The organism is Kribbella sp. NBC_00709 (assembly GCF_036226565.1).
In the GTDB taxonomy this organism is placed as follows: domain Bacteria; phylum Actinomycetota; class Actinomycetes; order Propionibacteriales; family Kribbellaceae; genus Kribbella.
Map to the genome: position 1 here is coordinate 4444231 of NZ_CP108996.1, position 24726 is coordinate 4468956.

Below are 24726 nucleotides of genomic sequence, written 5' to 3' on the forward strand. Positions count from 1 at the left end.
ATCGACGGTGATCTGTTCCTTTGACGCTTTGCTCGCGGAGCGTGGCGTGGCCGCGCTGCTCGGGGACCTGCAGATCGCGCTGTTCCGCACGCACGACGGCGAGGTGTTTGCCATCGGCAACCAGGATCCGTTCAGCGGGGCCAACGTGATGTCCCGGGGCATCGTCGGCAGTCGTGGCGACGTGGCGACGGTGGCGTCGCCGATGTTCAAGCAGGTCTTCGACCTGCGGACGGGCGTGTGCCTGGACGATCCGGAGGTGTCCCTGCCGGTCTACCCGGTCGAGGTCGTCGACGGCCAGGTCGTGGTGGGTCCCGGTGGCGACTAGGCCCGGGCCGCTGAGCGGCTGCACGATCGCGATCACCGCGCACCGGCGCGCGGAGGATCTGGTCGCGTCGTTCGAGCGCCGTGGCGCCAAGGTGCTGCACGCGCCGACGCTGCAGATCGTGCCGGTGGCCGACGACCACGCGCTGATCGAGGCGACCCGCCGGGTGATCGCGAACCCGCCGGACGACGTCGTGGTCACCACCGCGGTCGGATTCCGCGGCTGGGTGGAGGCGGCTGACACAGCCGGCCCGGCCGCGGACTTGCTGGGGACATTGGAGCAGTCGCGCCTCCTCGCCCGCGGTCCGAAGGCGCGCGGCGCGATCCGGGCCGCCGGGTTGGTCGAGCACTGGTCGGCGCGGTCGGAGACGACGGCCGAGGTGGTGGAATGGCTGCGGACGCAGGGCGTGCACGGGCGGAAGATCGTCGTACAACTGCATGGGCTGTCGGATCCGGCGTTGCAGGACGCGTTGCGTACGGCGGGGGCCTCTGTGCGCGGGTTGGAGGTGTACCGGTGGGGGCCGGCGCCTGATGCGGCCGTCGTCGAGCGGATGATCACGCAGATCTGCGCGGGCACCGTCGACGCCGTCGTACACACATCTGCGCCGGGCGCGCAGGCGATGCTCGACGCCGCGGCGCTGGCTGGGCAGTACGACGCGTTGGTGTCCGCACTGCGGACCGGGCGCGTGCTGAACGCCTGCGTCGGGCCGATCACCGCGGGACCCTTTGTGGCGTTGGGTCTTGAGCCGCTGGTGCCGGATCGCTTCCGGTTGGGCGCACTGATCCGGATCGTCACCGATCGGCTGACCGACGACAATGCCCGGACGATCGAAACGGAGTTCGGGCTGCTGGTGATCCGCGGTGGTGCCGCGGTGCTGGATGGCGTCGTACTTCCACTCGGCCCGGGGCCCCGCGCCGTACTCGCGGCTCTCGTGGCCGCGGGCGGTGACGTGGTCTCGCGGCCGGAACTGCTCGCCGTGCTCCCCGGCGCCGAGGACGTCCACGCCGTCGAGGTGACGGTCAATCGCCTGCGGACAGCTGTCGGCCGCCCCGAGCTGGTCCGCACCGTAGTCCGCCGCGGCTACCGCCTCGCGGTAGAACCAGCCGGAGTCCCGTCGTGACTGATCTCATCGCGGTCGCCCATGGCACTGCGGATCTGCGAGGTATCCGGGTAGTCCACGAGCTCGTTCGGCTGATGGCGCGGCGGCGTCCCGACCTGCCGATCTCCCTCGGCTTCGTGGACGTCGACCTCCCCGGCCTTTCCGACCTGACGCGCCGAGTGGTTGCCGACAGCGACCACGCTGTCGTCGTGCCGTTGCTGCTGAGCTCCGGCTACCACGTGTACGTCGACGTAGCCGCCGAGGTGGACCGCTATCCGGGCCACGTTCACGCGGCGCCCGCTCTCGGACCCGACCCCGTCCTCGCCGACATCCTGGCCGACCGCCTCGGCGACCTCCGCCACGTGGATCACGTCGTACTCGCCGCCGCCGGTTCGTCCGACCCCCGCGCCCTGCTCGACTGCGAGCAGACCGCGGACCTCCTGTCCGACCGCATCAACCGCCCGGTCCGCGTCGGCTACATCTCCGGCGCAGGCGAACGCCTCCCCGCAGTCCTCGCCCGAACCCCCGGCCGAGTCGCGGTCGCGACGTACCTCCTGGCTCCCGGCTTCTTCGAAACCCTCGTCCGCCGCCACGCCCGCGGCCACGTGGTCACCCCACCCCTGGGCGCCGACCCCCGCCTGGCCGCGCTGGCCATCCGCAGGTACGACGAGGCGCTGCAGCTGTCCCCGGTGACGATCAGGGCTTACGAAGCGGCGATCTGAGGGCACTCAGGTCCGCGCGGCAGCGGGCTTCGACCTCGCGGAGGTCCGCGAGGGTTTCTTCGATGTCGCGGCGGCGTTGTTCGAGTTCGGCGCGGCGGTGGGTGATCTGGTCGAGGAGGTAGACGAGCTGGCCTTCCTCGCCCGGCTCGGCGTCGTACATGTCGACGATCTTGGCGATCTCGTCGAGGGAGAAGCCGAGGCGCTTGCCGCGCAGGATCAGGCCGAGGCGGACCTTGTCGCGCGGGTGGTAGACACGGGCGGTGCCGCGGCGCTCGGGGGTGAGCAGGCCGCGGTCCTCGTAGAACCGGATCGTTCGCAGCGTGACGTCGTACTCGGCGGCGAGCTCGGCGATCGACCAGGTCTCAGCGGACACCTGGCTGTTGTGCATGCAGCCCAGCGTGCTTTACGTTTACGTAAGCGTCAAGCACGAAGGGGTGCCGCATGTTCGAGCTGTCCGAGGAACACCGGGAGTTCCGCCAGAGCGTTCGCGACTTCGCCGAGGCGGAGATCGCGCCGTCTGCGGCCGAGTGGGACCGCAAGCACTACTTCCCGGTGGAGGTCGTGCAGAAGATGGGCAAGCTCGGCCTGTTCGGGCTGACCGCGCCGGAGGAGTTCGGCGGCGCCGGTGGTGACTTCACCAGCTTGTGCGTGGCGATCGAGGAGATCTCCCGGGTCGACCAGTCGATGGGCATCACGCTCGAGGCGGCGGTCGGGCTCGGCATCAACCCGATCCTGACCTACGGCACCGAGGAGCAGAAGGCGACCTGGCTGCCCGACCTGGTGGCCGGCCAGAAGCTGGCCGGGTTCGGCCTGACCGAGCCGGAGTCGGGGTCGGACGCCGGCGCGACCAAGACCCGCGCGGTCCTCGACGGCGGCGAGTGGGTGATCGACGGCTCGAAGCAGTTCATCACCAACTCCGGCTCGTCGATCACGTCGTGTGTGACGGTCACCGCGCGGACCGGTGAGCGCGCGGACGGCAAGCCGGAGATCTCGACGATCATCGTCCCGAGCGGTACGCCGGGATTCGTCGCGGAGGCGGCGTACGACAAGCTCGGCTGGCATGCCAGCGACACGCATCCGCTGTCGCTGAGCGGCGTCCGGGTGCCGGAGGCGAACCTGCTCGGCACGCGCGGGAAGGGGTTCGCGCAGTTCCTGGCGACCCTCGACGACGGCCGCGTCGCGATCGCGGCGGTCGCGCTCGGCTGCATCCGCGCCTGCCTGGAGCTGTCCGTGCAGTACGCCGGTGAGCGGCAGACGTTCGGCGGCCCGATCGGGCGCAAGCAGGGGGTCGCGTTCCAGATCGCCGACCTGAAGGTGATGGCCGATGCGGCCGAGCTGCTCGTCTACCGGGCGGCGGCGCTGAAGGACGCCGGAGCGTCGATCGCCGCGTTCAAGCAGGCTGCGTCCGTTGCCAAGCTGTACGCGACCGAGTCGGCGGTAAGCGCTACCAGGATCGCCACCCAGGTCTTCGGCGGCTACGGCTTCATGGAGGAGTACCCCGTCACCCGCTTCTACCGCGACGCCAAGATCCTAGAAATCGGCGAAGGCACCTCAGAAGTCCAACGCATCCTCATCGCCCGTTCACTGGGTCTCCCGGTCGAATGACTCCTTACGTCCGAAGAAGTGCACGCATATCTACTCGGTTCTTCGGACGTAACAGGTAGAAAGGCAGTTATGACGCGCGATCACTGGACCGAGGTGAAGACGGCCCGCGAGGCGACCCTTGGACCGCCGGAGAAGGCCGCTGCGAAGCTGGCGTCGCAGAACAAGCTCTACGTCCGCGACCGGATCGCCCTGCTCGTCGACGAGGGCAGCTTCGTCGAGGAAGCACAGCTGGCGAACGCGCTCAACCCGGGCCTACCCGCCGACGGCGTGGTCACCGGCCGCGCGCTGGTCGACGGCCGGCCGGCGCTGATCGTCGCCAACGACCCGACCGTCAAGGCCGGCTCGTGGGGCGCCCGGACGGTCGAGAAGATCGTCCGGATCACCGAGGTCGCGCTCCGCGACGAGCTGCCGATCTTCTGGCTGATCGACTCGGCCGGCGCCCGGATCACCGACCAGGTGCAGCTGTTCCCGGGCCGCCGCGGCGCGGGCCGGATCTTCCACAACCAGGTCGCGCTGTCGGGCAAGGTCCCGCAGATCTGCTGCCTGTTCGGCCCGTCCGCGGCCGGCGGCGCGTACATCCCGGCGTTCTGCGACATCGTGATCATGGTCGACGGCAACGCCTCGATGTACCTGGGCTCGCCCCGGATGGCCGAGATGGTCGTCGGCGAGAAGGTCACGCTGGAGGAGATGGGCGGCGCCCGGATGCACACCAGCGTCTCCGGCTGCGGCGACCTGCTCGCCGCGGACGACACCGAGGCGATCGAGCTCGCCAAGCAGTACTTCTCCTACCTCCCCGGTTCGTGGCGCTCGCGACCGCCGTCGTACGACGCCTCGGACGCCGGCCGCGACTTCACCCGGGATCTGGTCCCGGCCGAGGAGAGCGTCGGGTTCGACATCCACGACGTGATCGACGCGGTCCTCGATGCGGACACGTTCTTCGAGATCAAACCGGCGTACGCGCCGGAGCTGGTGGTCGGGTTCGGGCTGCTGGCCGGGCAGGTCGTCGGGATCGTCGCGAACCAGCCCGCGGTGAAGGGCGGCGTGCTGTTCGTCGACTCGGCGGACAAGGCGGCGCGGTTCATCTGGCTGTGCGACGCGTTCAACGTGCCGCTGATCTACCTGTGCGACGTGCCCGGGTTCATGATCGGCAGCGAGGTCGAGCGGGCCGGGATCATCCGGCACGGCGCGAAGATGATCACCGCGGTGTCCGAGGCGACCGTGCCGACGGTGTCGGTGATCGTCCGCAAGGCGTACGGCGCCGGCCTGTACGCGATGTGCGGACCCGGCTTCTCGCCGGACGCGTGCGTCGCGCTGCCGACCGCGAAGATCGCGGTGATGGGTCCGGAGGCGGCGATCAACGCCGTCTACTACAACAAGATCCAGGAGATCGCCGACGAGGGCGAGCGGGTGGAGTACGTCGCGAAGCTCCGCGAGGAGTACGAGACCGACATCGACATCCTCCGCCTGGCCGCCGACCTGGTCATCGACGCGATCGTCGAGCCCGAGGACCTGCGCACCGACCTGATCGCCCGGCTCGCCGCGGCCCAGTCCAAGGACCGGACGTTCTCCCACCGCCGTCACGGCGTACCGCCGGTGTAGATAGTCTGCACTGCGTGAGTGCAAACGATTTCGCGGGCCGCGTCCGCTCTCGGGAGAAGCTGGTCGGGTACTGGATCACGCTGGACGTGCCACCGGCCGCCGAGCGCATCGCCCGGCTGGGGTACGACTACGTGGTGCTCGACGGTCAGCACGGCCTGATCGGGTACCAGGGCCTGATGACCGGGCTGCTCGCCATCGATGCCGGCTCCGCGATCGGGCCGCGGCCGACCGCCGGTCTGGTGCGGGTCGAGGCGAACGATCCGACGCCGATCGGGCGGGCGCTGGACGCCGGTGCGACCGGGGTGATCGTGCCGCTGATCGACACCGCGGACGACGTGGCGCGGGCGGTGCGAGCGGCGAAGTACCCGCCGGTCGGGGTGCGCTCGTTCGGGCCGATGCGGGCCTCGCTGCGGATCGGCCCGGTGCCGGCCGACAGCAACGCGCAGACCGTCGTACTCGCGATGATCGAGACGCCGCTCGGCCTGAAGAACGTCGCCGAGATCTGTGCGACGCCCGGCCTCGACGGCGTGTACGTCGGCCCGTCGGACCTCGGTCTCGCGCTGGGTGCTCGCTTCCCGGGCGACCCGGAGATCGAGGGTCCGTTCGAGGAGGCGGTCGAGCTGATCGCGCGCACCGCGCAGGAGGCCGGGATCGCCGCGGGCATCCACACCTTCGACGGCGACTCCGCGAAGCACCGCCTGGAGCAGGGCTACAGCTTCGCCACGGTGGCCTCCGACCTCAGTCACCTCGAGGCGATCGCCGCGGCGCACCTCGACACAGCCAGATCGTAGGAACACCCCGGCGCCGTCTCGGGTTAAGTTCTTCAGAGAACACCGAGGAGGGCCGGGGATGAAGGCACCCGAGCGCGGCGCGTTGCCGCTGGGACTGGCGGCAACGCTGGGGCGCACCTACGGGCGGCTGACCGAGACGGTGCAGGGGCTGAGCGACGCGGACTTCTACCGCGAGACCCGCTGCCCCGGCATGCCCGTCGGTCCGCTGCTCGTGCATCTGCTGTACGACGCCGAGCGGGCGCTGGTCGCGTTCGCCAGCCCGGCCGTCGTCGAACCCGATCGGGACTTCGTCACGTACTGGCGGGACTTCCCGCCGCGGCCCGAGGACCAGGGCGACACCAGCTTCGTCCGGCACGTGGCGGGCTCGTACCGCAAACCCGGCCTCCTCGTGCAGCACTGGCGCGAGCTGTCCGAGGCGGCGGTCCGGGCGGCCGCGCTCGGACTGGCCACGAAGGGTCACCGGATCGAGACCCAGGGACATGTCCTGCGGTCGGTCGACTTCGTCGCGACATTGGTGCTTGAGGCAACGGTCCATCACCTCGACATGATCGTCGGGCTGCGGGACGCGCCGGAGCCGGACCCGGAGGCGCTGCAGGTGACCGCGCGGACGCTGGACGGGCTGTTCGGGCCGGAGGCGTGGGACGTGATCGGCTGGGACACCACGACGTACGTCTTGAAGGCAACCGGTCGGCTGCCGCTCGACGAGGACGACCTGGACATGCTCGGCCCGCACGCGAGCCGCCTGCCGCTGCTGGGTTAGAACACTCCGGCGAACGGGTCTTCCAGCTCCTGCCAGTCGAGGTTGGCCAGCTCGGACTCGGTGAGCAGGCAGGCGTCCAGGATCGCCTGCAAGCGCGCCGGATCGAGGCCCATCCCGGTCGCGACCACCGTGCACTCCGCAAGGTGCTCGGTCTCGGACCACTCGCCCAGCATCCCGAGCGACGCGCTGAACCCGGCAGACTCCCACCGCACGCGCTGGGTCGGCCGGTTTGCCAGCCAGACCACGCCTCGGCTGCGGACCACGCCGTCGACGATGTCCTCGAGCGCGTCGTTCAGCCGGGTCGGATGCAGCGGGCGCGTCGACGTCCACAACACGGTCGTCACACCGTCGCCGCTCGGCTGGACCCGGTCCGAAGATGCAAGCTCGCCGGCCCACGCCTCGGCAGCGTCGAAGTCGAACCGTCCCGTCCGCGCAACCGGTCCAGCCGGTACGCCGGCGACGTCTGCGGTGACCACAGAGGTCCGCGGGTTCAGATGCTCCAGCAGATGCTCCAGGCGCAGAGCCGCCGTACTGCGATGCGCATTGGCCAGCACGCACACGTCGGCGTACTCGATCTGTCGGGCTGTCAGCTCCGCGACGTTGCGGCGGTCCGGGAGACCGAGTGCGAGACCGCGCTCCGCGAGCAGTTCGTCACCGGACAGTTGCTCGAGCAGCAGCACCGCGTCGACGACGCAGGTGACCGTGTCGACGACGATCTCCGGCAGCCCGGACGCCAGCGTCACGACGAGCGGTCGCGCCTCCATCGCAGCCGGGGCGGAGAGCACGATGTGGTCCCAGTGCTGACGCGCCACCAGTGCCTCCAGCAACGGCACGAGTGACTCGATCAGCTGGCACGCGCCGCAGTCGTCGCCGACCGTGAACTCGCCGGCGTCGATCGGCCCGGACGTGTCGTGCACCTGCCAGGACAGCACGCCTCGCCCGGGCAGCTCGCCCTGGTCCACGACCACGACCACGGTGGTGGCGTCGGTCATCGCATCGAGGACAGGCTCCCGCAAGGTCGTGGAGAGCCCCACCAACAGGGACAACGGAGTCTTCGCTCGGGCGGTCATCTCTCCAGTATATGAAAACGGTTTTCATCAGTCCAGAGCTGGTCCTAACTGTCAATTGCCGCCGGGCTGGCCCGAATCGCCTGCTGTGCCTAGGGTCCGGTGCCTGGAGGAACGGGAGTTCCCGGACGTGCTGCGGGCCGCCATCCAGGCGCGTGGGCTCGGGCTCGAGCGGATCCGGAACGCTCACCAACTGGTCCATCACGGTGTTAAGGACACGGAAAAGGACAGGTGGGCCGCCCGATCGTCTGATAGTCAAGGGGCATGGCGATCGAGATCGGGCGGTTCACCGGTGAATGGGACGAGCTCCTGGAGCTCCTGGACATGGCGTTCTCGTCGCCGTGGACGGACGCGCAGTACGAGTCCGAACGAAAGATCTGGGAACGCGACCGGTCGACGGTCGCGATCGACGACGGACAGCTCGTCGGGCATACCGGGACGTTCTCGCACCAGATGACCGTGCCCGGCGGGCAGTTGCCGGTCGCGGGCGTGACGATGGTCGGCGTCCGGGCCACGCACCGGCGGCGCGGCATCCTCCGCGACCTGATGCGGGCACAGCTGACCGACATTCACGAGGCCGGCACCGAGCCGCTGGCCGCGCTGACCGCGAGCGAGCCGGTCATCTACCCGCGGTTCGGGTACGGGCTCGCGTCGGACGTCCAGGAGATCGTCGTACCGAAGGTGTCGCGCACGCTGCGCCCGGTGGCCGGCATCGACGAGGTGCGGATCCGGTACGTCGACGTCCGCGAGAGCCTGTCGCGCTGTGCGGAGCTGCGGAACAAGCTGGCGCTGGAGCGACCGGGGATGTTCCAGCACGACGAGCGCTGGCAGGAGTTCACCATCAGCGACACCTTGATGAGCAACACCTCGAACGCGTCGAAGCTGCGGTGTGTGCTGGCCGAGCGGGACGGCGAGCTGACCGGGTTCGCGCACTACCGGACCAAGCGGGCGGAGAAGGGGTACGTCGACGTACTGCGGGTGCACGCGGTCGACCTGGCATCCCATGCGGCGCTGTGGCGCTATCTGATGGAGCCGGATCTGCTCGGTGAAACCCGCTGCGAGACGGTCGCGTCCGACGACCCGCTGCTGGACCTGCTGCTCGACCCGCGAGCGCCGTCGCCGATCACGCGGGACGGTCTGTGGGTCCGGCCCGTCGATGTGCCCCGAGCGCTCGCGGGGCGGACCTACGCGCGGGACGTCGACGTCGTGATCGAGGTGGTTGACGACTTCCTGCCCTGGAACGCCGGCCGCTGGCACCTCACCGGCGGACCGGAAGGCGCCGAGTGTGAGTCGACCACTCGCGACGCGGACCTGACGCTGCACGTGCGGGATCTCGGCGCCGTCTACCTCGGCCGTCCGTCACTCGCCAGGCTGGGCCGCGCCGGTCTGGTCGACGAGCACACCACCGGTGCGCTCACCGCAACCTCGGAAGCGCTTTCCACATCTCGGCTCCCCTTCCTCGATACGGGCTTTTGACGAGGTAGCCTGCCCAGATGCAGACGCAGCGTCGGGGCGCGCTCGCGGTGGCCGCCGTGGTGCTCGTGGGGCTTGTGGCGGCCGGATTCGTGGTGCTGGCGTCGGCCGGCGGACCGGTCCGGCCGGTGAGCGACAGCACGCTGAAGGCCAGCCCGCGGCCGTTGCCGACGTTCACACCGTCCGACACCGGGGCGCCGCCGCCGACGGCGACACCATCGCCGCGCGACATCAAACCGGTCGAGATGCCGGCCTGGCTGAAGGCGTTGTGGCAGGCGGTCATCTACCTGGCGATCGCCGCGCTGGTCGTGTTCATCGGCCTGGTCATCTACCGGATCATCAGCAAGGTGCGGCTGCCGCAGGCGGAGCCTGACGACCCGGACTGGGAGCGGGTGAAGACGGAGCGCCTTGCCGAGGCGGTCGACGCCGGTCTGGCCCGGATCGACTCCGGCAAGGCGACGGACGCGGTGATCGCGTGCTGGGTGGCCCTGGAGGAGGCGGCTGCGTCGGCCGGCGTACCGCGGGATCCGTCGGAGACACCGGCGGAGTTCACCGTGCGCGTGCTCGGGATCGGCGGGATTTCCGAGGGGCAACTGGTCCGGCTCGGTGGGTTGTACCGCGAGGCACGGTACTCCACGCACGGATCGAGCGAGGACGCGCGGACCGAGGCGCGCGCGGCGCTGATCCGGTTGCGTGACGAGCTCGCGGCGGCCCATCCCGACACGGTGGAGGCGAGCCCATGACGTCGTACCGCTGGTCGCCGTTGGAGGAGAAGGGGCCGCCGCAGGAGGTCAAGAAGAGCCGGTCGTTGCGGCCGAACAAGTTGCTGCTGCAGCACGTCGGCTTCGCGGTGCTGGCGAGTTTGTTGCTGGTGGCCGTGTTCGGCGCCGCGGGGATGGCGCCGCGGCCGCTCTGGTTCGTCGGCGCCGCACTGGCGGCCGGGGTCGGTTCGCTGGCGATCCGGTTGGTGCTGCCGCAGGTGGTGGAGACGAGCTGGCCTGGTCAGCACGACGACAAGCTCGCCGCGCTGCGGACGCGGACCAGTGACAACCGGACCCAGTTCATCGCCACCTGGTTGCAGGAGTCGAGCCGCGAGCGGCGTGCCGGTGAAGGCTCGCAGACCTTCGTACGCCGGGTCCGGCCGATGCTGCTGGAGCTGACCACCGACTGCCTGGTGCACCGGCACGGCGTCGACCCCGAGCGCGAGCCGGACCGGGCCCGCGAGATCACCGGCGACCGGCTGTGGCAGCTGGTCACCGGTGAGGACAAGCGCACCGCGTCCCTCGACGAGATCGAGTACGCGATCCACACCATCGAGAACTTGTGAGGGATATCTGTGACTGATGGCGAGCTGACTCTCGGTCAGGTTTCCGACCTGAGCCGGCAGGTGCTGGAGCGCGTCAGCCAGGCCGTGGTCGGGAAGGCCGAGGCGCTGGAGCTGGTCCTGGCGGGAGTCCTGGCCGGCGGGCACGTGCTGCTCGAGGACTATCCGGGTCTGGCCAAGACACTGGCCGCGCGGTCGTTCGCGCAGGCGCTCGGGCTGGAGTTCCGGCGGGTGCAGTTCACGCCGGACCTGCTGCCGTCGGACGTCACCGGCGGGTTCGTGTACGACCAGAAGGAGTCCGAGTTCGTCTTCCGGCCCGGCCCGATCTTCACCGGCCTGCTGCTGGCGGACGAGATCAACCGGACCCCACCGAAGACGCAGGCGGCCCTGCTGGAATCGATGCAGGAGCATCAGGTCACAGTCGAGGGACAGACGTTCCCCCTGCCGACGCCCTTCCACGTGCTCGCGACCGCGAACCCGGTGGAGTACGAAGGCACCTATCCGCTGCCGGAAGCACAGCTCGACCGGTTCATGCTGCGGATCGGCTTCGGCTACCCGAGTCCCGCGGAGGAGTGGGAGGTGCTGCGGCGCCGGATGAGCCGTCGCCGCGAGGACCAGACCGTCGAGGCGGTGACCGACGCTGCGGGCCTGCTCGCTGCGCAGCAGACCGTCGAACGGGTGACTGTCGACGACACCGTCGGCCAGTACTGCGTCGACCTGGCGTCCGCGACCCGTCGGGACTCGCAGGTGCTGGTAGGTGCGTCGCCGCGTGGTTCGTTGGCGCTGCTGCTGACAGCACGGGCGTACGCGGTGATCCAGGGCCGCGACTACGTCGTACCGGAGGATGTGAAGGCGGTGGCTGTGGCTGCGCTGGCGCACCGGATCACGGTGCGGCCGGAGCTGTGGCTGCATGAGGTCACCGGGGCGACAGTGGTACGGACGGTGCTCGGTTCGGTCGCGGCGCCGCCTACCGTGGTCGGCGCTACCAGCGCATGAGGTGGCGTCCGACGCACGCGCAGATCCGGGCGATCTGCGTGGCCGCGGTGCTGCTGGCGGTCGCCGTACTGTTCCGGCGGCCGGATGCTGCCGTGTTCGGGTTGCCGTTGGCGTTCCTGGCCGCGTGGGGACGGTTCTTCCGGCCGCGGGAGCGACCGGAGGTGCACACCGAGCTCGACGCGGACGTGTTGTTCGAGGGCCAGGCGACGACGTACCGGTTGCGCGTGCCGGATGGGGTCGACCCGGACATCGACCTGATCGTGGCGGCGCTGCCGCGGACGGCCTGGTTCCAGTACGACCCGCCGCAGGCGGCGATCGCGGAGCCGGTCTCGGACGGTGAGGTGACGCTCGAGGTCGGCGTACGGTCGAAGCGGTGGGGCTTGCGGTCGTTGGAGCGGCCAACGGTCACGGCAACGTCCACGATCGGGGCGTACCGGATCCAGGTGACGTCGGTGGAGTCGCAGGCGGTGACGACGCTGCCGCTGCGGGAAGGTTTCGAGGCGGTCGACGCCGTACCGCGGCCGGCCGGACTCGTCGGGTTACACCGATCGCGGCGCCCGGGGGAGGGGACGGAGCTGGCTGGGGTACGGCCGTTCCGGACCGGTGACCGGTTGCGGCGGATCAACTGGGCGGTGTCGGCGCGTACGCAGGAGCTGCACGTCACGTCGACCTGGTCGGACCGGGACACCGAGGTCGTGATCATGGTCGACACCGGCGGCGAGATCGGGCTCAGCGAAGGGATCGACGGCCGGTCGTCGAGCCTCGACACCGCAGTCCGGGCGGCCGCGGCGGTTGCCGAGCACTATCTGCGCAACGGCGACCGGGTGCGGCTGATCGACACCGGCAGCCTGTTCCGTGGGGTGCGGTCCGGGAGCGGGCGCGCGCATCTGCGGCGGATCCTGGACACGCTCGTCCACGCCGACCGGCGCGGCCGGCAGCAGGACGAGGAGCAGCTCGCGCGGCGCAACCGGGTCCGCTCGGACAGCCTGGTGCTCGTCCTCAGCCCGCTGCTGCGCCCGGTGATGCTCGGCTACATCGTCACGCTCGTGCACTCCGGCTGCACCGTGATCGCGATCGACACGTTGCCGCCCGACATCACCTCGATCCTGGACCCGGAGGCGCACGACGCCCGGTCCTGGCCGCTCGCCTGGCGGCTGCGGTTGCTCGAACGCCGCCGCGACCTCGATCGGCTCAGCGACCTCGGCGTACCGACGGTTCCGTGGCGCGGCTCCGGAACCCTCGACGAGGTACTGCGGGACGCCGCCCGCCTGTCCGCCGCCCCGAGGATCCGCTCATGAGCACCGCCGAGAAGATCACGCTCTGGCTGGCGCAGCTGCGTGCGTCGGGTCGGGCTGTTGTCTTCGCCCGGCTGGTGATCGCGGTGACGGGTGCTGTCGCGCTCGTCGTACCGGCGGTGCAGTCCTGGGACCAGCTGGATCTGATCCCGCTCGTCGGCGTACCGATGCTGCTGGCAACTATCGTGCTGCCGGACTCGCTGGCCGGCCTGGTGTTCCTGCTGGTCGTCGCCCTCGGCTGGCTGATGCGCGCGCCGAGCGAGATCAGCTGGAGCCTCATCCTGACCGCGCTGGCGCTCGTGGTGCTGCATCTGGCCTGCGCGTTCGCTGCCCAGCTGCCGTCGTACGCTCGCGTCCACCCGGCCGCGCTCCGGCGCTGGTGGTTGCCGACGGCAATCGCCTTGCTGCTGGTGCCGGTCGTGGCTCTGGCTGCCGCACTGGTCCGGGGAGCGGACGCGCCGGGGTCGCTGGTGGTGACGGTTGTTGCGATGGGGCTGGGGACGGCGAGCATATGGTTCGCTGCGGGCCAGAAGCTGGACTAGTTGCCGAGGGTGCCGGCGATCTCTTCGGCCCAGGGCATCGGGATGGCGTTCGGGCCGATGACCTGCATCGCGGACATCACGGTCAGCAGCATGCCGGCGGAGAGGAACTCCCGGGCCTCCTGCGGTGAGGCGCCGGTCAGCTCCCGGATCAGGATGTAGATGCTGCCGAAGCGCTCCCGGACGCAGTCGCCGATGGCCGGGTCGCCACTGGCGGAGAACCCGTGCAGCAGGACCAGGAGCAGTTCGGGCTCGTCGAGCAGCCGCTTGTAGTTGCGACCCAGCGCGCCGAGCTCCGGAGTCTCGTCGGCCGCCTCGCGGAAGATCTCCTCGATCCGCCCGCAGACGCTGTTCACGGCAGCCAGGAAAAGCTGCTGCTTGGTCCCGAACAGCCGGATCACATAGGGCTGTGACACCCCCGCCATCCGGGCGATCTCATCGGTCTTGGTGCCTTCGTACCCCGCTGCCGCGAACGCCTGAACGGCCGCCTGCAACACCTCCGCACCACGCTCTTTGGCGGTCAGCCGAACCCTTGCAGTCATCTGCAGCTCCTTCCGTTGCTTGACATGTTATCAGTGGATGCATACTCTCGTCATCGAGCTTGTTATCAGTCAATTACAACTAGGAGCTTGCGATGACCGCTCTGGCGGACAGGGAAGTGGTGGGGACCCGGAGCCGTGGGCTCGGGGTGGTGCTGGCCGCGGTGGGGATTCCCACCTTCATGGTCACGCTGGACAACTTGGTCGTGACGAACGCGCTGCCGGTGATCAAGTCCGAGCTGAACGCGTCGCTGTCCGACCTGCAATGGTTCGTGAACGCCTACACGCTGGCCTTCGCCGCGCTGCTGCTGACCGCGGCCGCGATCGGCGACCGGCTCGGCCGGCGGCGGATGTTCCTGGCCGGGATCACGCTGTTCACGCTCGCGTCGGCCGCCTGTGCGCTGGCGACCGAGCCGTGGATGCTGACCGCGTTCCGCGCGATCCAGGGCATCGGCGCCGCGGCCGTGATGCCGCTGTCGCTGACCTTGCTCGCGAGCGCCGTACCGGAGAAGCAGCGGAGCGCGGCGATCGGCATCTGGGGCGGCATCTCGGGTCTGGGAGTCGCCGTCGGTCCGGTGGTCGGTGGCGCCGTCGTGGACGGGTTGAATTGGCAGTGGATCTTCTGGCTCAACGTGCCGGTCGGCGTGTTCGCCGTCGTGCTCGCTGCTCGCGTCCTGACCGAGTCGAGGGGGACGGCGAAGCGGCTCGACCTGCTCGGACTGGTCCTGGCGGCGGCCGGCGTGCTGTCCATCGTGTGGGGTGTCGTGCACGGAGCCGATGAAGGCTGGACGTCCGGCGGCGTGCTGGGCTCGCTGATCGCAGGCGTCGTGCTGCTGGCCGCGTTCATCGGTTGGGAGCACCGGACGAGCGCCCCGATGCTGCCGCTGCGGTTGTTCTCGGTGCGGTCGTTCAGCGTCGTGAACGTCGTCGCGTTCACGTTCTCGGTCGGTGTGTTCGGGTCGGTGTTCCTGCTCGCGCAGTTCTTCCAGGTCGTGCAGCACTACACGCCGTTCCAGTCCGGCGTCCGCACGTTGCCGTGGACCGCGGCGCCACTGGTGGTCGCACCGATCGCCGGTCTGATCGTCGATCGCGTCGGCGCGCGGACGCTGATCGTGGTCGGTCAGCTGTTCCTCGCCAGTGCACTCGGATGGATCGCACTCATCACCACCGCGACGACGCAGTACGGCGACATGGTCGTGCCGTTCGTCCTCGCCGGAGTCGGGATGGGACTGACCTTCGCGCCGACCGCGAGCGTGGTGATGAGCAGTGCGTCCGACGCCGACCGTGGGGTGGCGTCCGGCACGAACAACACCATCCGCGAGGTCGGTGTCGCGATGGGCGTCGCCGTACTCGCCTCGGTGTTCGCCTCGGCCGGCTCGTACGAGTCCCCGGCCAGTTACGCCGCCGGGCTGGTGCCGGCGGTCTGGACCGGAGCCGCGATCGTCGCCGTCGGTGCGCTCGTAGGGTTCCTGCTGCCGGGACGTCGACGCTCTACAGTGTGACCGTGCTGGACGCTGACGACGTACGACGGATCGCGCTGTCGTTCCCGGAGACGGTGGAGAAGAAGCGCTGGGGACACCCGACGTTCGACGTGGCCGGGCGGATGTTCGTCACGGTGCCGGACGACCAGACGTCGTTCGCGGTCCGGTGTCCCCGGCTGGAACGCGAGGAACTGATCGCGGCGGAACCCGGGAAGTTCTGGGTGCCGAAGCACGAGGCGGGCTCGAACTGGGTTCGGGCCCGCCTTGCTGCGCTCGAGGACGCCGACGAGCTGCACGACATCCTGATCGACTCGTGGCGGCAGGTCGCGCCGCCGGGACTAGCTGACGTATCTGGGTGACACCGCGAACGTGTTGCAGCTGGCCGGGTTGCCGGTCTTGAACGACGTACCCATGAACCGCTGCTGACTCGCCACGCTGCCGTGGTCGCCCTCCTCCGGCTTGTCGCCGGCGGTCACGACCCACTTGTTCCAGACGTAGAGCATCTCGCCGCTGATCGGATAGCTGCGCTTGTTCACCGCGAGGAAGACGCCGGCGAAGCAGTTCGCCTGCAGCTCCATCCGGCGGGTCTGCCGGGTCCGGTCGTCGTAGTTGGTCAGTTCGTAGCGGATGTTGTCGGAGGCCTGCAGGATGCCGGTCATGTTCTGTACGCCGTGCCCGTACTCGTGCGCGACCGACCGGGTGTACCACATCCGCGAGTACGCCTTGGACTCCGCGTCCGGATACTCCATGTACGTCTTCACGAAGACGTCGACCTTCATGTACAGGTTGTTGTTGGCCGAGCAGTAGTACGGCACCTCGACCGGACCGGTGCCGCACGGGCCGGTCGCGTTGGTGCCGGCCCAGAACGTCATCGTCGGCGCCTTGAACTTGTAGCCGGCCTTGGTCACCAGCGGCGCCCACGACTTGTCCAGGCAGGGCTTGATCGCGGTCCAGTACGCCGCCGCGTTGCGGGCGTTGGTCGGCCGGACCGAGGGCTCCTTGCAGTTGACCGTCTTCATCTGGCCCACCTTGTAGAGCGCGTTCTTGGCCACGACGGCCGAGTCCGACACCTTCGGCGCGGCCGTGGTCGTCTCCGTGCTGGTCGGCTCCTCGGTCGGAGGCTCGCTGGTCGGCCCGTCCGTGGGCTCTTCGGTGGGCTCTTCCGTCGGTGCCCCGGTCGGCTCCGGGGTGTACCGGGTCGGGCTCACCGGCGGGGTGGTGACGTCGTCGGCGTTCTTCTTGACGACGCCGATGATCCACCCGCCGACGATCGCGACACCGACGATCGACAGGATCGCGATCAGCGGCGCCTTCGACTTCTTCCGCGGCCGCTGCGGCTGCCATCCGGGACCAGGACCGCCGGGACCAGGACCGCCCGGACCGGGCGGGCCGAAGTTAGGACCCCAGCCGAAGCCGGGGCCCTGGGGTGGCGGTCCGCCGTACTGACCTGGCGGCGGTCCGTACATCGGCCGCTGGTACTGCGGCGGGTTCTGGGGCTGGTTCTGCGGTTGGTACGGGGGCTGGTTAGGCGGGTACGGCGGGTTCTGGCCGGGCGGCCCGTAGGGTGGCTGGCTCAACGCCGTTCCTCTCCTGATGGCTGTACAGCAACCGCCACAGTATCGGCAACAAACAGGTCAGTATCGTGCGCCCCCGGACGGTAGGGTCGGCAGCGTGACCGATGCCCGCACACCGGCGAGTACGCCGAACAGCCCGATCGACCAGCTCGCCGAACGGCACCTCGAGCAGGAGATCCTGCTCGACCCGATCACGGCGACCGAGCTGGGGATCGCCGGCCACGACCACGAGCTGCCGGACTTCACGCCGGCCGGTTTCGAGGCGCGGATCGAGCTGGCCCGGCGGTCCGTCGCCGAGGCGCGATCGATCGAGCCCGCGAGCCCGCGGGAGGAGGTCGCCAAGGACGCGCTGGTGGAGCGGCTCGGGCTGGAGCTCGAGCGCTACGAGGCCGGCGTACCGCAGCACCAGCTGAACGCGATCTCGTCGGTTCCGGCGGCGCTGCGGCAGGTGTTCGACCTGATGCCGACCGACACCGAGCAGGACTGGGAGACGGTCGCGATCCGCCTCAACCAGATCGGTACGACGCTCGACGGGTACCGCGACACGCTGCTCGAGCAGGCCGCGCTGGGCCGGATCTCCGCCGTACGGCAGGTGAACGGGCTGGCCGAGCGGATCGCCAGCTGGACCGGCGCGGACGGCGACGACTTCTTCGCCGGTCTGGCCGCGCAGGCGCCGGAGAGTGCGGTGAAGCCGACGGTCGAGGCCGCGGCGGCGTCCGCGCGGAAGGCGTTCGACCAGTTCGGCGCCTGGCTCACTACCGAGTTGGCGCCGCGCGCACCGCAGCGGGACGCGTGCGGCCGCGAGGTGTACGAGCTGGCCTCGCGCAGCTTCCTCGGTGCGACGATCGACCTCGAGGAGACGTACGCGTGGGGCTGGGCCGAGCTGGCCCGGATCGAGAACGACATGCAGCAGATCGCCGCCGGCCTGAACGGCGGCGAGCGGAACATCGAGGCGACGGCCGCGCTGCTCGACAACGACCCGGCGCGCACGATCCGCGGTAAAGATGCCTTCCGGGACTGGATGCAGCAGCTGTCCGACGCGGCCGTCGCCGAGCTGGGGTCCACGCACTTCGACATCGCCGACGAGATCCGCACGCTGGAGTGCATGATCGCGCCCACCTCGGACGGCTCCATCTACTACACGCAGCCGAGCGAGGACCTCACCACCCGGCCGGGCCGGATGTGGTGGGCGGTGCCCGCGGGTGTCGAGCAGTTCGCCACCTGGCGTGAGGTCACGACCGTCTACCACGAGGGCGTGCCCGGGCATCACCTCCAGGTCGCCCAGACGATGCTGCGGACCGACCTGCTGAACCGGTGGCAGCGGATCGCCTGCTGGGTGTCCGGTCACGGCGAGGGCTGGGCGCTGTACGCCGAGCGCCTGATGGAGGAGCTGGGCTACCTCGAGGAGCCGGGTGCGCGGTTCGGCATGCTGGACGCGCAAGGGTTCCGCGCGGCGCGGGTGATCGTCGACATCGGTATGCACCTGGAGCTGGAGATCCCGCGCGACAATCCGTTCGGCTGGCGGCCGGGGGAGCGGTGGAACGCCGAGCTCGGGTTCGAGTTCCTCCGGGCGCACTGCCGGATGGAGACCGAGTTCCTGCAGGCCGAGCTCAACCGGTACCTCGGGTGGCCCGGCCAGGCGCCGTCGTACAAGGTCGGTGAGCGGATCTGGTTGCAGGCGCGCGAGGAAGCCAAGCAGCGCAAGGGATCCGCGTTCGACCTGCGGACGTTCCACTCCGACGCGCTGAACCTCGGCTCGATCGGCCTGGACCCGCTGCGCCGGGCGCTGGCGAAGCTATGAGTCTGCGATTCGTCCTCGCGTCGGCGTCACCGGCGCGACTGAAGACGCTGCGCGGCGCCGGTGTCGAGCCCGAGGTGATCGTCTCCGGCGTCGACGAGGACAACATCACGGCCGAGAGCCCGGGTGAGCTCGCCCGCCTGCTCGCCACCCTGAAGGCGCGCGCGGTCATCGCGAGCTTGACCGACCACGCCACGGTGCTGGGTTGCGACTCGGTCCTCGAGTTCGACGGCGTCGCCTACGGCAAACCCGGTACGCCGGACGTCGCGCGCGAACGCCTGCGGATGATGCGCGGGCGCAGCGGCGTACTGCACACCGGCCACTGCCTGATCGACACCAACGCGAAGGTGGAGCAGCGCGAGCTCGCCTCGACGACGGTCCACTTCGCCGAGCTGACCGACGACGAGATCGACGCGTACGTCGCCACCGGTGAGCCGCTCGTCGTCGCCGGCTCCTTCACCGTCGACGGTCTCGGTGGTCCGTTCGTGACGGCTGTCGACGGCGATTACCACAACGTCGTCGGGCTCTCGCTGCCGCTGCTGCGGCGGATGCTCGCCGAGGTCGGCATCGCCTGGCCCGAGCTGTGGAAGACCACCTCCACCTACATCTACGACGAGACCGTTGCCTCGTCGTACGACGAGACGCGCGGCGGTGTTGCCCGCGCCGTGGCCGCCGCCGAGGCCGTCGACTCGCTGCTGCCCAAGGGCGGTCGCGTCCTCGAGCTCGCCGTCGGCACCGGCATTGTCGGCGCCGAGCTCGTTGCCCTGGGCAACCTGGTGCACGGGGTCGACGTGTCCACCGCGATGCTCGAGCACGCCCGGGTCCGGCTGCCCGGGCACGTCCTGGCCGCGGATGCCACGACGTTGCCGGTCGCGGACCGCCGGTGTGACGCGGTCGTGGCGGTCTGGCTCCTGCACCTGCTCGACGACAGCGAGCCGTTGATCGCCGAGGTCGCCCGGGTACTGCGCACCGACGGCGTCTTCGTCACCACCACAGAGAAAACCGACGCCGGCCGCTACGCCGACGGCCGCACCCCCGACGAAACCCGCTCCCAGGACGCCCTCACCCACCTGGTCGCACTCGCCGCCCGGCACGGCCTCGTACTCGACGGCGCAACAAGTTTCGCCGGCCCGACCCGCAACACGGGCAACGCCCCGGTGTATCCGCTGGTCCGCTTCCGCCGGGCGTGATTGGCAGCTCGACAGACACCCCAGGAGCTAAGGCTGTCAAGCGGCGGTGGTTTGGGTGCGGTGCGCCCAGGCGGTGTCGGGGTTGTAGGGGGTGTGGGTTTTGAGGCAGCCGTGGAGGATGCCGGCGAGGCGGTTGGCGATCTGGCGGAGGGCGGCGTGGTGGCCGAGGCCGCGGCTGCGGAGTTGGTCGTAGTAGGCGCGGACGTGGTGGTCGTGCAGGATGGCGGCGCCGGCTTGCAGGCCGAGGGCGTTGACGAGCCGGTTGTTGTGGATGAACCGGGCGTGCACGGTCCGCAGTTTGCCGGATTGGCGGGTGGTGGGTGCGGTGCCGGCGTAGTTCTTGCGGGCTTTGGCGTCGTGGTAGCGGCCGGGGGCGTCGCCGAACTCTGCGAGCACCCGGGCGCCGAGGATCTGTCCGAGGCCGGGCTGGCTGCGGTAGATCTCAACGTCCGGGTGCCGGCCAAAATAGGCCTCGACCTGGCTTTCCAGGGCGGTGATCTGGGTGGTCAGGGTCTGCAGAACCGCCACCGTGGAACCGACCGTGGCCGCGTAGGCGCCGGTGACGAGGTCGGGCTGGCCGAGCTGTTCGGTGCGCAACGCGGCCTGGACCTGCGCGGCCCTGGCGGTCAGGTCACCACGCCGGCCGGCGGTCTTCAACGCCGCTGTGATCTGGCCGATGGTGAGCTCGGCCGCCGCGGTTGGCGTAGGTGCTTTGGCCAGCAACGCCAGCACATCCTGGCCGGTCAGGGTCAAGGTGCCTTGCTGGTAGGCGTCCAGCGCGGCCGGGAAGTAGTCCCGCAACGCCGACCGCAGCCGCAGCATGTGCCGGGTCCGTTCCTGAATCATGGCCTGGTGCGCCCGGGCCAGCACCTTGATGCTCTCGGCCAGCTCCGAATCGGCCGCGACCGGCCGTAACTGGTGACGCCGGGTCCGGACCATGTCGGCCAGCGTGTGCGCGTCGGTCTTGTCGTCCTTCGCACCCGACAGCGACAGCACCTCACGATGCCGGGCAGCCTGTTTCGGGTTCACCGCGAACACCAGGTACCCCGTCGCGACCAGCGCCCGCACCCATGGGCCCCGATCGGTCTCGATCCCGACCACTACCTCCTCCGCGCCGTCATCGTCGCCCAGGAACTCCGCGATCAGCTCATGCAACCGCGCCATCCCGGCCATGCCCTCAGCCACCCGCGCCACCCGCAAGACCCGGCCACCAGAGTCCTGGATCTCGACATCGTGGTGATCCTCGGCCCAGTCATCCCCAACCAGCAACATCATCAACTCTCCGCTCCACACTCGGCTGTCAGCAGCCCGCGAGAGACCCCCGGCGCCCTAATGGATCAGTGCTCACACCAACCCAACCCGCGGGCAGTAGGCACGACACCCCATCAGCCGTACAGATCTCCCGACCACCGGCGAGGGCACGCTCTGTCGACAGGACTCAAACAGTCCAGGAGGTATGAGTGCTCACCCGCCAGCGGCTACCAGGCACCGAGTCTGCCAGCGACCGACCCGATAAGACCCATTAGGAGGTATCGCCCGTTTCGGCGCGCTCCACTGCCGGGCTACGCGTGCGCGACCCACGAAGTAGACGTATATGTCCTGCCGAGCTGCAGATTACGGATGTGCTGACGCTCGCCACTGACCCGGGCCGGGGTGGAACGGGGTGCGGGCGTTGCGCCAGTATGTCGCCCAGTTGCCGGCGCGTTGTGGGTCCGCTGCGGGCCCCGGGCCCGCGGCCCGGGCAGCCAGGACCGTGACCAGGGCGGCCAGCTCCTCCGCCGTAGGCTCACCCTTCACCACCCGCAATACCTGCGTACGCATCAACACTCCTATCTCGTTGCGTCCGAAGAAGTGCGGGCACGTAGCCTCGGATCTTCGGACGTAAGCGCCGCTAGAGGGGGATGTTCCCATGCTTCTTCGGGGGCAGGGTGTCTCGCTTGGTGCGGAGGAGGCGGAGGGCGCGGATGATTTCGGCGCGGGTCTCGCTGGGCTTGATCACCGAGTCGATGTAACCGCGTTCGGCCGCGATGTACGGGTTCGCCAGCTGGTCCTCGTACTCGGTGATCAGCTCCTGCCGACGGGACTCCGGGTCCTCGGCACCGGCCAGCTCGCGCCGGTACAGGATGTTCACCGCACCCTGCGCGCCCATCACCGCGATCTGTGCGGTCGGCCAGGCGATGTTCATGTCCGCGCCGAGATGCTTCGAGCCCATCACGTCGTACGCGCCGCCGTACGCCTTGCGGGTGATCACGGTGATCATCGGGACGGTCGCCTCGGCGTACGCGTAGATCAGCTTGGCGCCGCGGCGGATGATGCCGTTCCACTCCTGGTCGGTGCCGGGCAGGAAACCCGGTACGTCGACGAACGTGAGGATCGGCAGGTTGAACGCGTCGCAGGTGCGGACGAACCGGGCCGCCTTCTCGGACGCGTCGATGTCGAGGGTGCCGGCGAACTGCATCGGCTGGTTCGCGACCACGCCGACCGGGCGGCCCTCGACCCGGCCGAAGCCGACGATCAGGTTCGGCGCGAACAACGCGTGCACCTCGAGGAATTCACCGTCGTCGACGACCGCCTCGATCGCGGTGTGCATGTCGTACGGCTGGTTCGGCGAGTCCGGGACCAGTGTGTCCAGCGCGAGGTCGGTCTCGGTCGGCTCGAGATCCGCCGGGGCGTCGTACACCGGCGGGTCCTCGAGGTTGTTCTGCGGAAGGTGGCCGACGAGCGCCTTCACCCACTCGATCGCGTCCTCCTCGTCGCTGCCGAGGTAGTGCGCGTTGCCGGACTTGGTGTTGTGCGTCCGCGCGCCGCCGAGCTCCTCCTGGGTGACGTCCTCGCCGGTGACGGTCTTGATCACGTCCGGGCCGGTGATGAACATGTACGACGACTCGTCGACCATGACGGTGAAATCGGTGACCGCGGGGGAGTAGACCGCGCCGCCGGCGCACGGGCCCATGATCAGGGAGATCTGCGGGATCACACCCGAGGCGCGGACGTTGCGGCGGAAGATCTCGCCGTACAGGCCGAGGCTCACGACCCCTTCCTGGATCCGGGCGCCGCCGGAGTCGTTGATGCCGATCAGCGGGCAGCCGATCTTCATCGCCAGGTCCATCACCTTGACGATCTTCTCGCCGAAGACCTCACCCAGGCTGCCGCCGAAGACGGTGAAGTCCTGCGCGAACACGCACACCTGGCGGCCGTCGATGGTGCCGAACCCGGTCACCACGCCGTCGCCGTACGGGCGGTTGCCGTCGAGGCCGAAGCTGGTCGACCGGTGCCGGGCGAACTCGTCCAGCTCGGAGAACGAGCCGTCGTCGAGGAGCAGCTCGATCCGCTCGCGGGCGGTCTTCTTGCCGCGCGCGTGCTGCTTCTCCACCGCGCGCTCCGACCCGGCATGCACGGCCTCGTCCAGCCGGTGCTCGAGGTCCGCGAGCTTCCCGGCCGTGGTGTGGATGTTCACCGTCTCTCCCATGAACGGGCAGCCTACGCGTCAGTACGCCGTACCGCCTGTGACGTCCGCCGCAACCGTCGCCCTGGACCGGGTCTTCGCTACATTACCGACCGTGCCAGATGAGCTGATCGAACAGATCCGGCCAGTCGTCACCGAGCGTCTCGTGACCAGGGCCGAGCATCATGCAGGCATCCTCACGAGCCTGACCGCGGGGCAGATGCGTTCGCCTCGCGAAGTGGCGGCCGCCGCCGCGGAGATCCTGGTGGCCATGTCCGCCATCCCGGCAGCGAGCCGTGCGGCTGCCGCCAGTGCGACCGCGGGCATGCTGATCGAGCGCTTCGACGCGCTGCCGACGGAAGTAGCGGGATGGACGGCGCGCGGTCTGGACGTGCACAGAGAGGCTGAGAGGTACGGCGGATCGCTGGGCGACGAGGCGTATGCGGCAGTCAGCGTGTTCGAGAGACACCCGCCGGTTGCACAGGACCCGGCGATCCCGCCGCTGCGGAGGGTGCAGGCTCCCGTTGCGGAAACCACGACCACGCCGACGCGTCCCGCCGCACCTGGGCCGAAGCGCCTCGAACGCTGACATCAGGTAGGGCCGACGGCGAAGAGTTTGGTCAGGCGAGCGGCTTGGGCCAGGTCGCCGCGGACTGAGAGGCGCTGTTTGAGGACTGCCACTATCGGGTCCTCGTTGCCGGTGACGATGCGGAGCAGCGTGGCCGGGTCGGTGCGGATGGAGATGTCGGCCGGGGCCGGCGGTGAGGTGTGGACGGCGCAGCGTCCGTCGTGGACGTGGATCCAGTACTCGTCGATCGCATGACCGTCCCCGCCCGCGCCGGTGATCTGCCAGCTGATCACAGCGTCGAACCCGGCGGCCCGGGCGGGTCGGAGGTACTCCGGCATCCGGCGAAAGATCTCGCGCAACGCGACCTGTCGCACTCCCCCGATGAGATGATGCCGAAGCTCCCGCTCCGATGTCCGGTCGACCAACTTCGCCAGCTCGCTCGCATCCAGGGTGGTGATCCCCTCGGACTCGAGCCAACCGGCACTGCCTCGCTCGGCCATCGACCACCCCCGCGGCAGTTCCTACCAGACTGTAGGAAT

26 protein-coding genes are annotated in these 24726 nt (G+C 69.7%); 18 read left to right on the plus strand and 8 right to left on the minus strand.

Annotation, left to right across the window (positions count from 1 at the left end; translation table 11 throughout):
- The first annotated feature begins 7 nt into the window (after positions 1-7).
- From nirD to OHA18_RS21875, 3 genes are read left to right on the plus strand one after another with little or no spacing between them, the layout of a single operon-like run.
- Positions 8-325, plus strand: coding sequence for a nitrite reductase small subunit NirD (nirD, locus tag OHA18_RS21865; protein ID WP_329006039.1), 318 nt, complete (start codon positions 8-10; stop codon positions 323-325).
- The gene (locus OHA18_RS21870; protein ID WP_329006040.1) at positions 315-1442 is read left to right on the plus strand and encodes a uroporphyrinogen-III synthase; all 1128 of its coding nucleotides are present in this window, start codon (positions 315-317) and stop codon (positions 1440-1442) included. The genes nirD and OHA18_RS21870 overlap by 11 nt, the downstream gene beginning before the upstream one ends.
- Positions 1439-2143, plus strand: a complete 705-nt coding sequence (locus tag OHA18_RS21875) for a sirohydrochlorin chelatase (RefSeq protein ID WP_329006041.1) — start codon at positions 1439-1441, stop codon at positions 2141-2143. The genes OHA18_RS21870 and OHA18_RS21875 overlap by 4 nt, the downstream gene beginning before the upstream one ends.
- On the opposite strand, the gene OHA18_RS21880 is transcribed toward OHA18_RS21875, so the two are convergent.
- On the minus strand, positions 2118-2531 hold the full coding sequence (locus OHA18_RS21880) for a MerR family transcriptional regulator (RefSeq protein WP_329006042.1): 414 nt from the start codon (positions 2529-2531) through the stop codon (positions 2118-2120). The two genes, OHA18_RS21875 and OHA18_RS21880, sit on opposite strands and share 26 nt — an antisense overlap.
- Before the next feature lie 53 nt (positions 2532-2584).
- On the opposite strand from OHA18_RS21880, the gene OHA18_RS21885 reads away from it, so the two are divergent.
- The 4 genes from OHA18_RS21885 to OHA18_RS21900 all read left to right on the plus strand — a co-directional run bounded on the left by OHA18_RS21885 (position 2585) and on the right by OHA18_RS21900 (position 6898).
- Entirely contained in the window at positions 2585-3748 is a 1164-nt protein-coding gene (locus OHA18_RS21885) for an acyl-CoA dehydrogenase family protein (protein ID WP_329006043.1), read from the plus strand.
- A gap of 69 nt (positions 3749-3817) precedes the next feature.
- Positions 3818-5347 carry an acyl-CoA carboxylase subunit beta gene (locus OHA18_RS21890; protein WP_329006044.1) on the plus strand — a complete coding sequence of 510 codons (1530 nt, stop codon included), beginning with the start codon at positions 3818-3820 and terminating at the stop codon, positions 5345-5347.
- A 14-nt stretch (positions 5348-5361) separates the two neighbouring features.
- Positions 5362-6138, plus strand: coding sequence for an HpcH/HpaI aldolase family protein (locus tag OHA18_RS21895; RefSeq protein WP_329006045.1), 777 nt, complete (start codon positions 5362-5364; stop codon positions 6136-6138).
- Between the two features lie 58 nt (positions 6139-6196).
- A complete protein-coding gene (locus OHA18_RS21900; RefSeq protein ID WP_329006046.1) occupies positions 6197-6898 on the plus strand; it encodes a maleylpyruvate isomerase N-terminal domain-containing protein in 702 nt (233 codons plus the stop codon).
- Here OHA18_RS21900 and OHA18_RS21905 read toward each other — a convergent pair.
- Positions 6895-7968, minus strand: a complete 1074-nt coding sequence (locus OHA18_RS21905) for a GTP-binding protein (RefSeq protein WP_329006047.1) — start codon at positions 7966-7968, stop codon at positions 6895-6897. The two genes, OHA18_RS21900 and OHA18_RS21905, sit on opposite strands and share 4 nt — an antisense overlap.
- A gap of 261 nt (positions 7969-8229) precedes the next feature.
- On the opposite strand from OHA18_RS21905, the gene OHA18_RS21910 reads away from it, so the two are divergent.
- Genes OHA18_RS21910 through OHA18_RS21935 form a run of 6 tightly spaced genes read left to right on the plus strand, consistent with a single transcriptional unit; the run spans position 8230 to position 13595 of the window.
- Positions 8230-9441, plus strand: a complete 1212-nt coding sequence (locus tag OHA18_RS21910) for a GNAT family N-acetyltransferase (RefSeq protein ID WP_329006048.1) — start codon at positions 8230-8232, stop codon at positions 9439-9441.
- A gap of 17 nt (positions 9442-9458) precedes the next feature.
- A complete protein-coding gene (locus OHA18_RS21915; RefSeq protein ID WP_329006049.1) occupies positions 9459-10181 on the plus strand; it encodes a DUF4129 domain-containing protein in 723 nt (240 codons plus the stop codon).
- Positions 10178-10765, plus strand: coding sequence for a hypothetical protein (locus tag OHA18_RS21920; RefSeq protein ID WP_329006050.1), 588 nt, complete (start codon positions 10178-10180; stop codon positions 10763-10765). Before OHA18_RS21915 ends, OHA18_RS21920 begins: the two co-directional genes overlap by 4 nt.
- Before the next feature lie 9 nt (positions 10766-10774).
- A complete protein-coding gene (locus tag OHA18_RS21925; protein ID WP_329006051.1) occupies positions 10775-11758 on the plus strand; it encodes an AAA family ATPase in 984 nt (327 codons plus the stop codon).
- Entirely contained in the window at positions 11755-13056 is a 1302-nt protein-coding gene (locus tag OHA18_RS21930) for a DUF58 domain-containing protein (RefSeq protein ID WP_329006052.1), read from the plus strand. The genes OHA18_RS21925 and OHA18_RS21930 overlap by 4 nt, the downstream gene beginning before the upstream one ends.
- Entirely contained in the window at positions 13053-13595 is a 543-nt protein-coding gene (locus tag OHA18_RS21935; RefSeq protein WP_328997125.1) for a hypothetical protein, read from the plus strand. Before OHA18_RS21930 ends, OHA18_RS21935 begins: the two co-directional genes overlap by 4 nt.
- Here the strand turns inward: OHA18_RS21935 and OHA18_RS21940 are convergent.
- Complete coding sequence (locus OHA18_RS21940; RefSeq protein WP_328997126.1) at positions 13592-14134, minus strand: TetR/AcrR family transcriptional regulator; 543 nt, start codon at positions 14132-14134, stop codon at positions 13592-13594. The genes OHA18_RS21935 and OHA18_RS21940 overlap by 4 nt on opposite strands.
- A gap of 92 nt (positions 14135-14226) precedes the next feature.
- Between OHA18_RS21940 and OHA18_RS21945 the strand changes: the two genes are divergently transcribed.
- Together OHA18_RS21945 and OHA18_RS21950 are read left to right on the plus strand one after the other, a co-directional pair.
- On the plus strand, positions 14227-15633 hold the full coding sequence (locus OHA18_RS21945; RefSeq protein ID WP_328997127.1) for a DHA2 family efflux MFS transporter permease subunit: 1407 nt from the start codon (positions 14227-14229) through the stop codon (positions 15631-15633).
- Between the two features lie 2 nt (positions 15634-15635).
- Positions 15636-15971, plus strand: a complete 336-nt coding sequence (locus tag OHA18_RS21950) for an MmcQ/YjbR family DNA-binding protein (protein WP_328997128.1) — start codon at positions 15636-15638, stop codon at positions 15969-15971.
- On the opposite strand, the gene OHA18_RS21955 is transcribed toward OHA18_RS21950, so the two are convergent.
- Positions 15951-17189 (minus strand): neutral zinc metallopeptidase, encoded by a 1239-nt coding sequence (locus tag OHA18_RS21955; protein ID WP_328997129.1) that lies wholly within the window; start codon positions 17187-17189, stop codon positions 15951-15953. The genes OHA18_RS21950 and OHA18_RS21955 overlap by 21 nt on opposite strands.
- Before the next feature lie 94 nt (positions 17190-17283).
- On the opposite strand from OHA18_RS21955, the gene OHA18_RS21960 reads away from it, so the two are divergent.
- Both OHA18_RS21960 and OHA18_RS21965 read left to right on the plus strand, forming a co-directional pair.
- On the plus strand, positions 17284-18987 hold the full coding sequence (locus OHA18_RS21960) for a DUF885 domain-containing protein (protein WP_328997130.1): 1704 nt from the start codon (positions 17284-17286) through the stop codon (positions 18985-18987).
- Complete coding sequence (locus OHA18_RS21965) at positions 18984-20174, plus strand: Maf family nucleotide pyrophosphatase (protein WP_328997131.1); 1191 nt, start codon at positions 18984-18986, stop codon at positions 20172-20174. Before OHA18_RS21960 ends, OHA18_RS21965 begins: the two co-directional genes overlap by 4 nt.
- 36 nt (positions 20175-20210) lie before the next feature.
- On the opposite strand, the gene OHA18_RS21970 is transcribed toward OHA18_RS21965, so the two are convergent.
- The 3 genes from OHA18_RS21970 to OHA18_RS21980 form a co-directional block, all read right to left on the minus strand.
- Positions 20211-21446: an IS110 family transposase gene (locus OHA18_RS21970; RefSeq protein WP_329006146.1), complete on the minus strand. Its 1236-nt coding sequence runs from the start codon at positions 21444-21446 to the stop codon at positions 20211-20213.
- 342 nt (positions 21447-21788) lie between these two features.
- Positions 21789-21995 (minus strand): acyl-CoA carboxylase subunit epsilon, encoded by a 207-nt coding sequence (locus OHA18_RS21975; protein ID WP_328997132.1) that lies wholly within the window; start codon positions 21993-21995, stop codon positions 21789-21791.
- A 70-nt stretch (positions 21996-22065) separates the two neighbouring features.
- Positions 22066-23643 (minus strand): acyl-CoA carboxylase subunit beta, encoded by a 1578-nt coding sequence (locus tag OHA18_RS21980; RefSeq protein ID WP_328997133.1) that lies wholly within the window; start codon positions 23641-23643, stop codon positions 22066-22068.
- 91 nt (positions 23644-23734) lie between these two features.
- Here OHA18_RS21980 and OHA18_RS21985 point away from each other — a divergent pair, with 91 nt between their 5' ends.
- A complete protein-coding gene (locus OHA18_RS21985; RefSeq protein ID WP_328997134.1) occupies positions 23735-24208 on the plus strand; it encodes a hypothetical protein in 474 nt (157 codons plus the stop codon).
- A 2-nt stretch (positions 24209-24210) separates the two neighbouring features.
- Here OHA18_RS21985 and OHA18_RS21990 read toward each other — a convergent pair whose 3' ends face one another.
- Positions 24211-24687: an SCP2 sterol-binding domain-containing protein gene (locus OHA18_RS21990; RefSeq protein ID WP_328997135.1), complete on the minus strand. Its 477-nt coding sequence runs from the start codon at positions 24685-24687 to the stop codon at positions 24211-24213.
- Positions 24688-24726: the final 39 nt, after the last annotated feature.

What these genes read in the sequence shown, in the direction of transcription:
- OHA18_RS21880 (WP_329006042.1), bottom strand. Translation starts at nt 2,531, where the DNA reads ATGCACAACAGCCAGGTGTCCGCTGAGACCTGGTCGATCGCCGAGCTC.
- OHA18_RS21885 (WP_329006043.1), top strand. Translation starts at nt 2,585, where the DNA reads ATGTTCGAGCTGTCCGAGGAACACCGGGAGTTCCGCCAGAGCGTTCGC.
- OHA18_RS21890 (WP_329006044.1), top strand. Translation starts at nt 3,818, where the DNA reads ATGACGCGCGATCACTGGACCGAGGTGAAGACGGCCCGCGAGGCGACC.
- OHA18_RS21900 (WP_329006046.1), top strand. Translation starts at nt 6,197, where the DNA reads ATGAAGGCACCCGAGCGCGGCGCGTTGCCGCTGGGACTGGCGGCAACG.
- OHA18_RS21905 (WP_329006047.1), bottom strand. Translation starts at nt 7,968, where the DNA reads ATGACCGCCCGAGCGAAGACTCCGTTGTCCCTGTTGGTGGGGCTCTCC.
- OHA18_RS21910 (WP_329006048.1), top strand. Translation starts at nt 8,230, where the DNA reads ATGGCGATCGAGATCGGGCGGTTCACCGGTGAATGGGACGAGCTCCTG.
- OHA18_RS21915 (WP_329006049.1), top strand. Translation starts at nt 9,459, where the DNA reads ATGCAGACGCAGCGTCGGGGCGCGCTCGCGGTGGCCGCCGTGGTGCTC.
- OHA18_RS21920 (WP_329006050.1), top strand. Translation starts at nt 10,178, where the DNA reads ATGACGTCGTACCGCTGGTCGCCGTTGGAGGAGAAGGGGCCGCCGCAG.
- OHA18_RS21930 (WP_329006052.1), top strand. Translation starts at nt 11,755, where the DNA reads ATGAGGTGGCGTCCGACGCACGCGCAGATCCGGGCGATCTGCGTGGCC.
- OHA18_RS21935 (WP_328997125.1), top strand. Translation starts at nt 13,053, where the DNA reads ATGAGCACCGCCGAGAAGATCACGCTCTGGCTGGCGCAGCTGCGTGCG.
- OHA18_RS21940 (WP_328997126.1), bottom strand. Translation starts at nt 14,134, where the DNA reads ATGACTGCAAGGGTTCGGCTGACCGCCAAAGAGCGTGGTGCGGAGGTG.
- OHA18_RS21945 (WP_328997127.1), top strand. Translation starts at nt 14,227, where the DNA reads ATGACCGCTCTGGCGGACAGGGAAGTGGTGGGGACCCGGAGCCGTGGG.
- OHA18_RS21965 (WP_328997131.1), top strand. Translation starts at nt 18,984, where the DNA reads ATGAGTCTGCGATTCGTCCTCGCGTCGGCGTCACCGGCGCGACTGAAG.
- OHA18_RS21970 (WP_329006146.1), bottom strand. Translation starts at nt 21,446, where the DNA reads ATGTTGCTGGTTGGGGATGACTGGGCCGAGGATCACCACGATGTCGAG.
- OHA18_RS21975 (WP_328997132.1), bottom strand. Translation starts at nt 21,995, where the DNA reads ATGCGTACGCAGGTATTGCGGGTGGTGAAGGGTGAGCCTACGGCGGAG.
- OHA18_RS21980 (WP_328997133.1), bottom strand. Translation starts at nt 23,643, where the DNA reads ATGGGAGAGACGGTGAACATCCACACCACGGCCGGGAAGCTCGCGGAC.
- OHA18_RS21990 (WP_328997135.1), bottom strand. Translation starts at nt 24,687, where the DNA reads ATGGCCGAGCGAGGCAGTGCCGGTTGGCTCGAGTCCGAGGGGATCACC.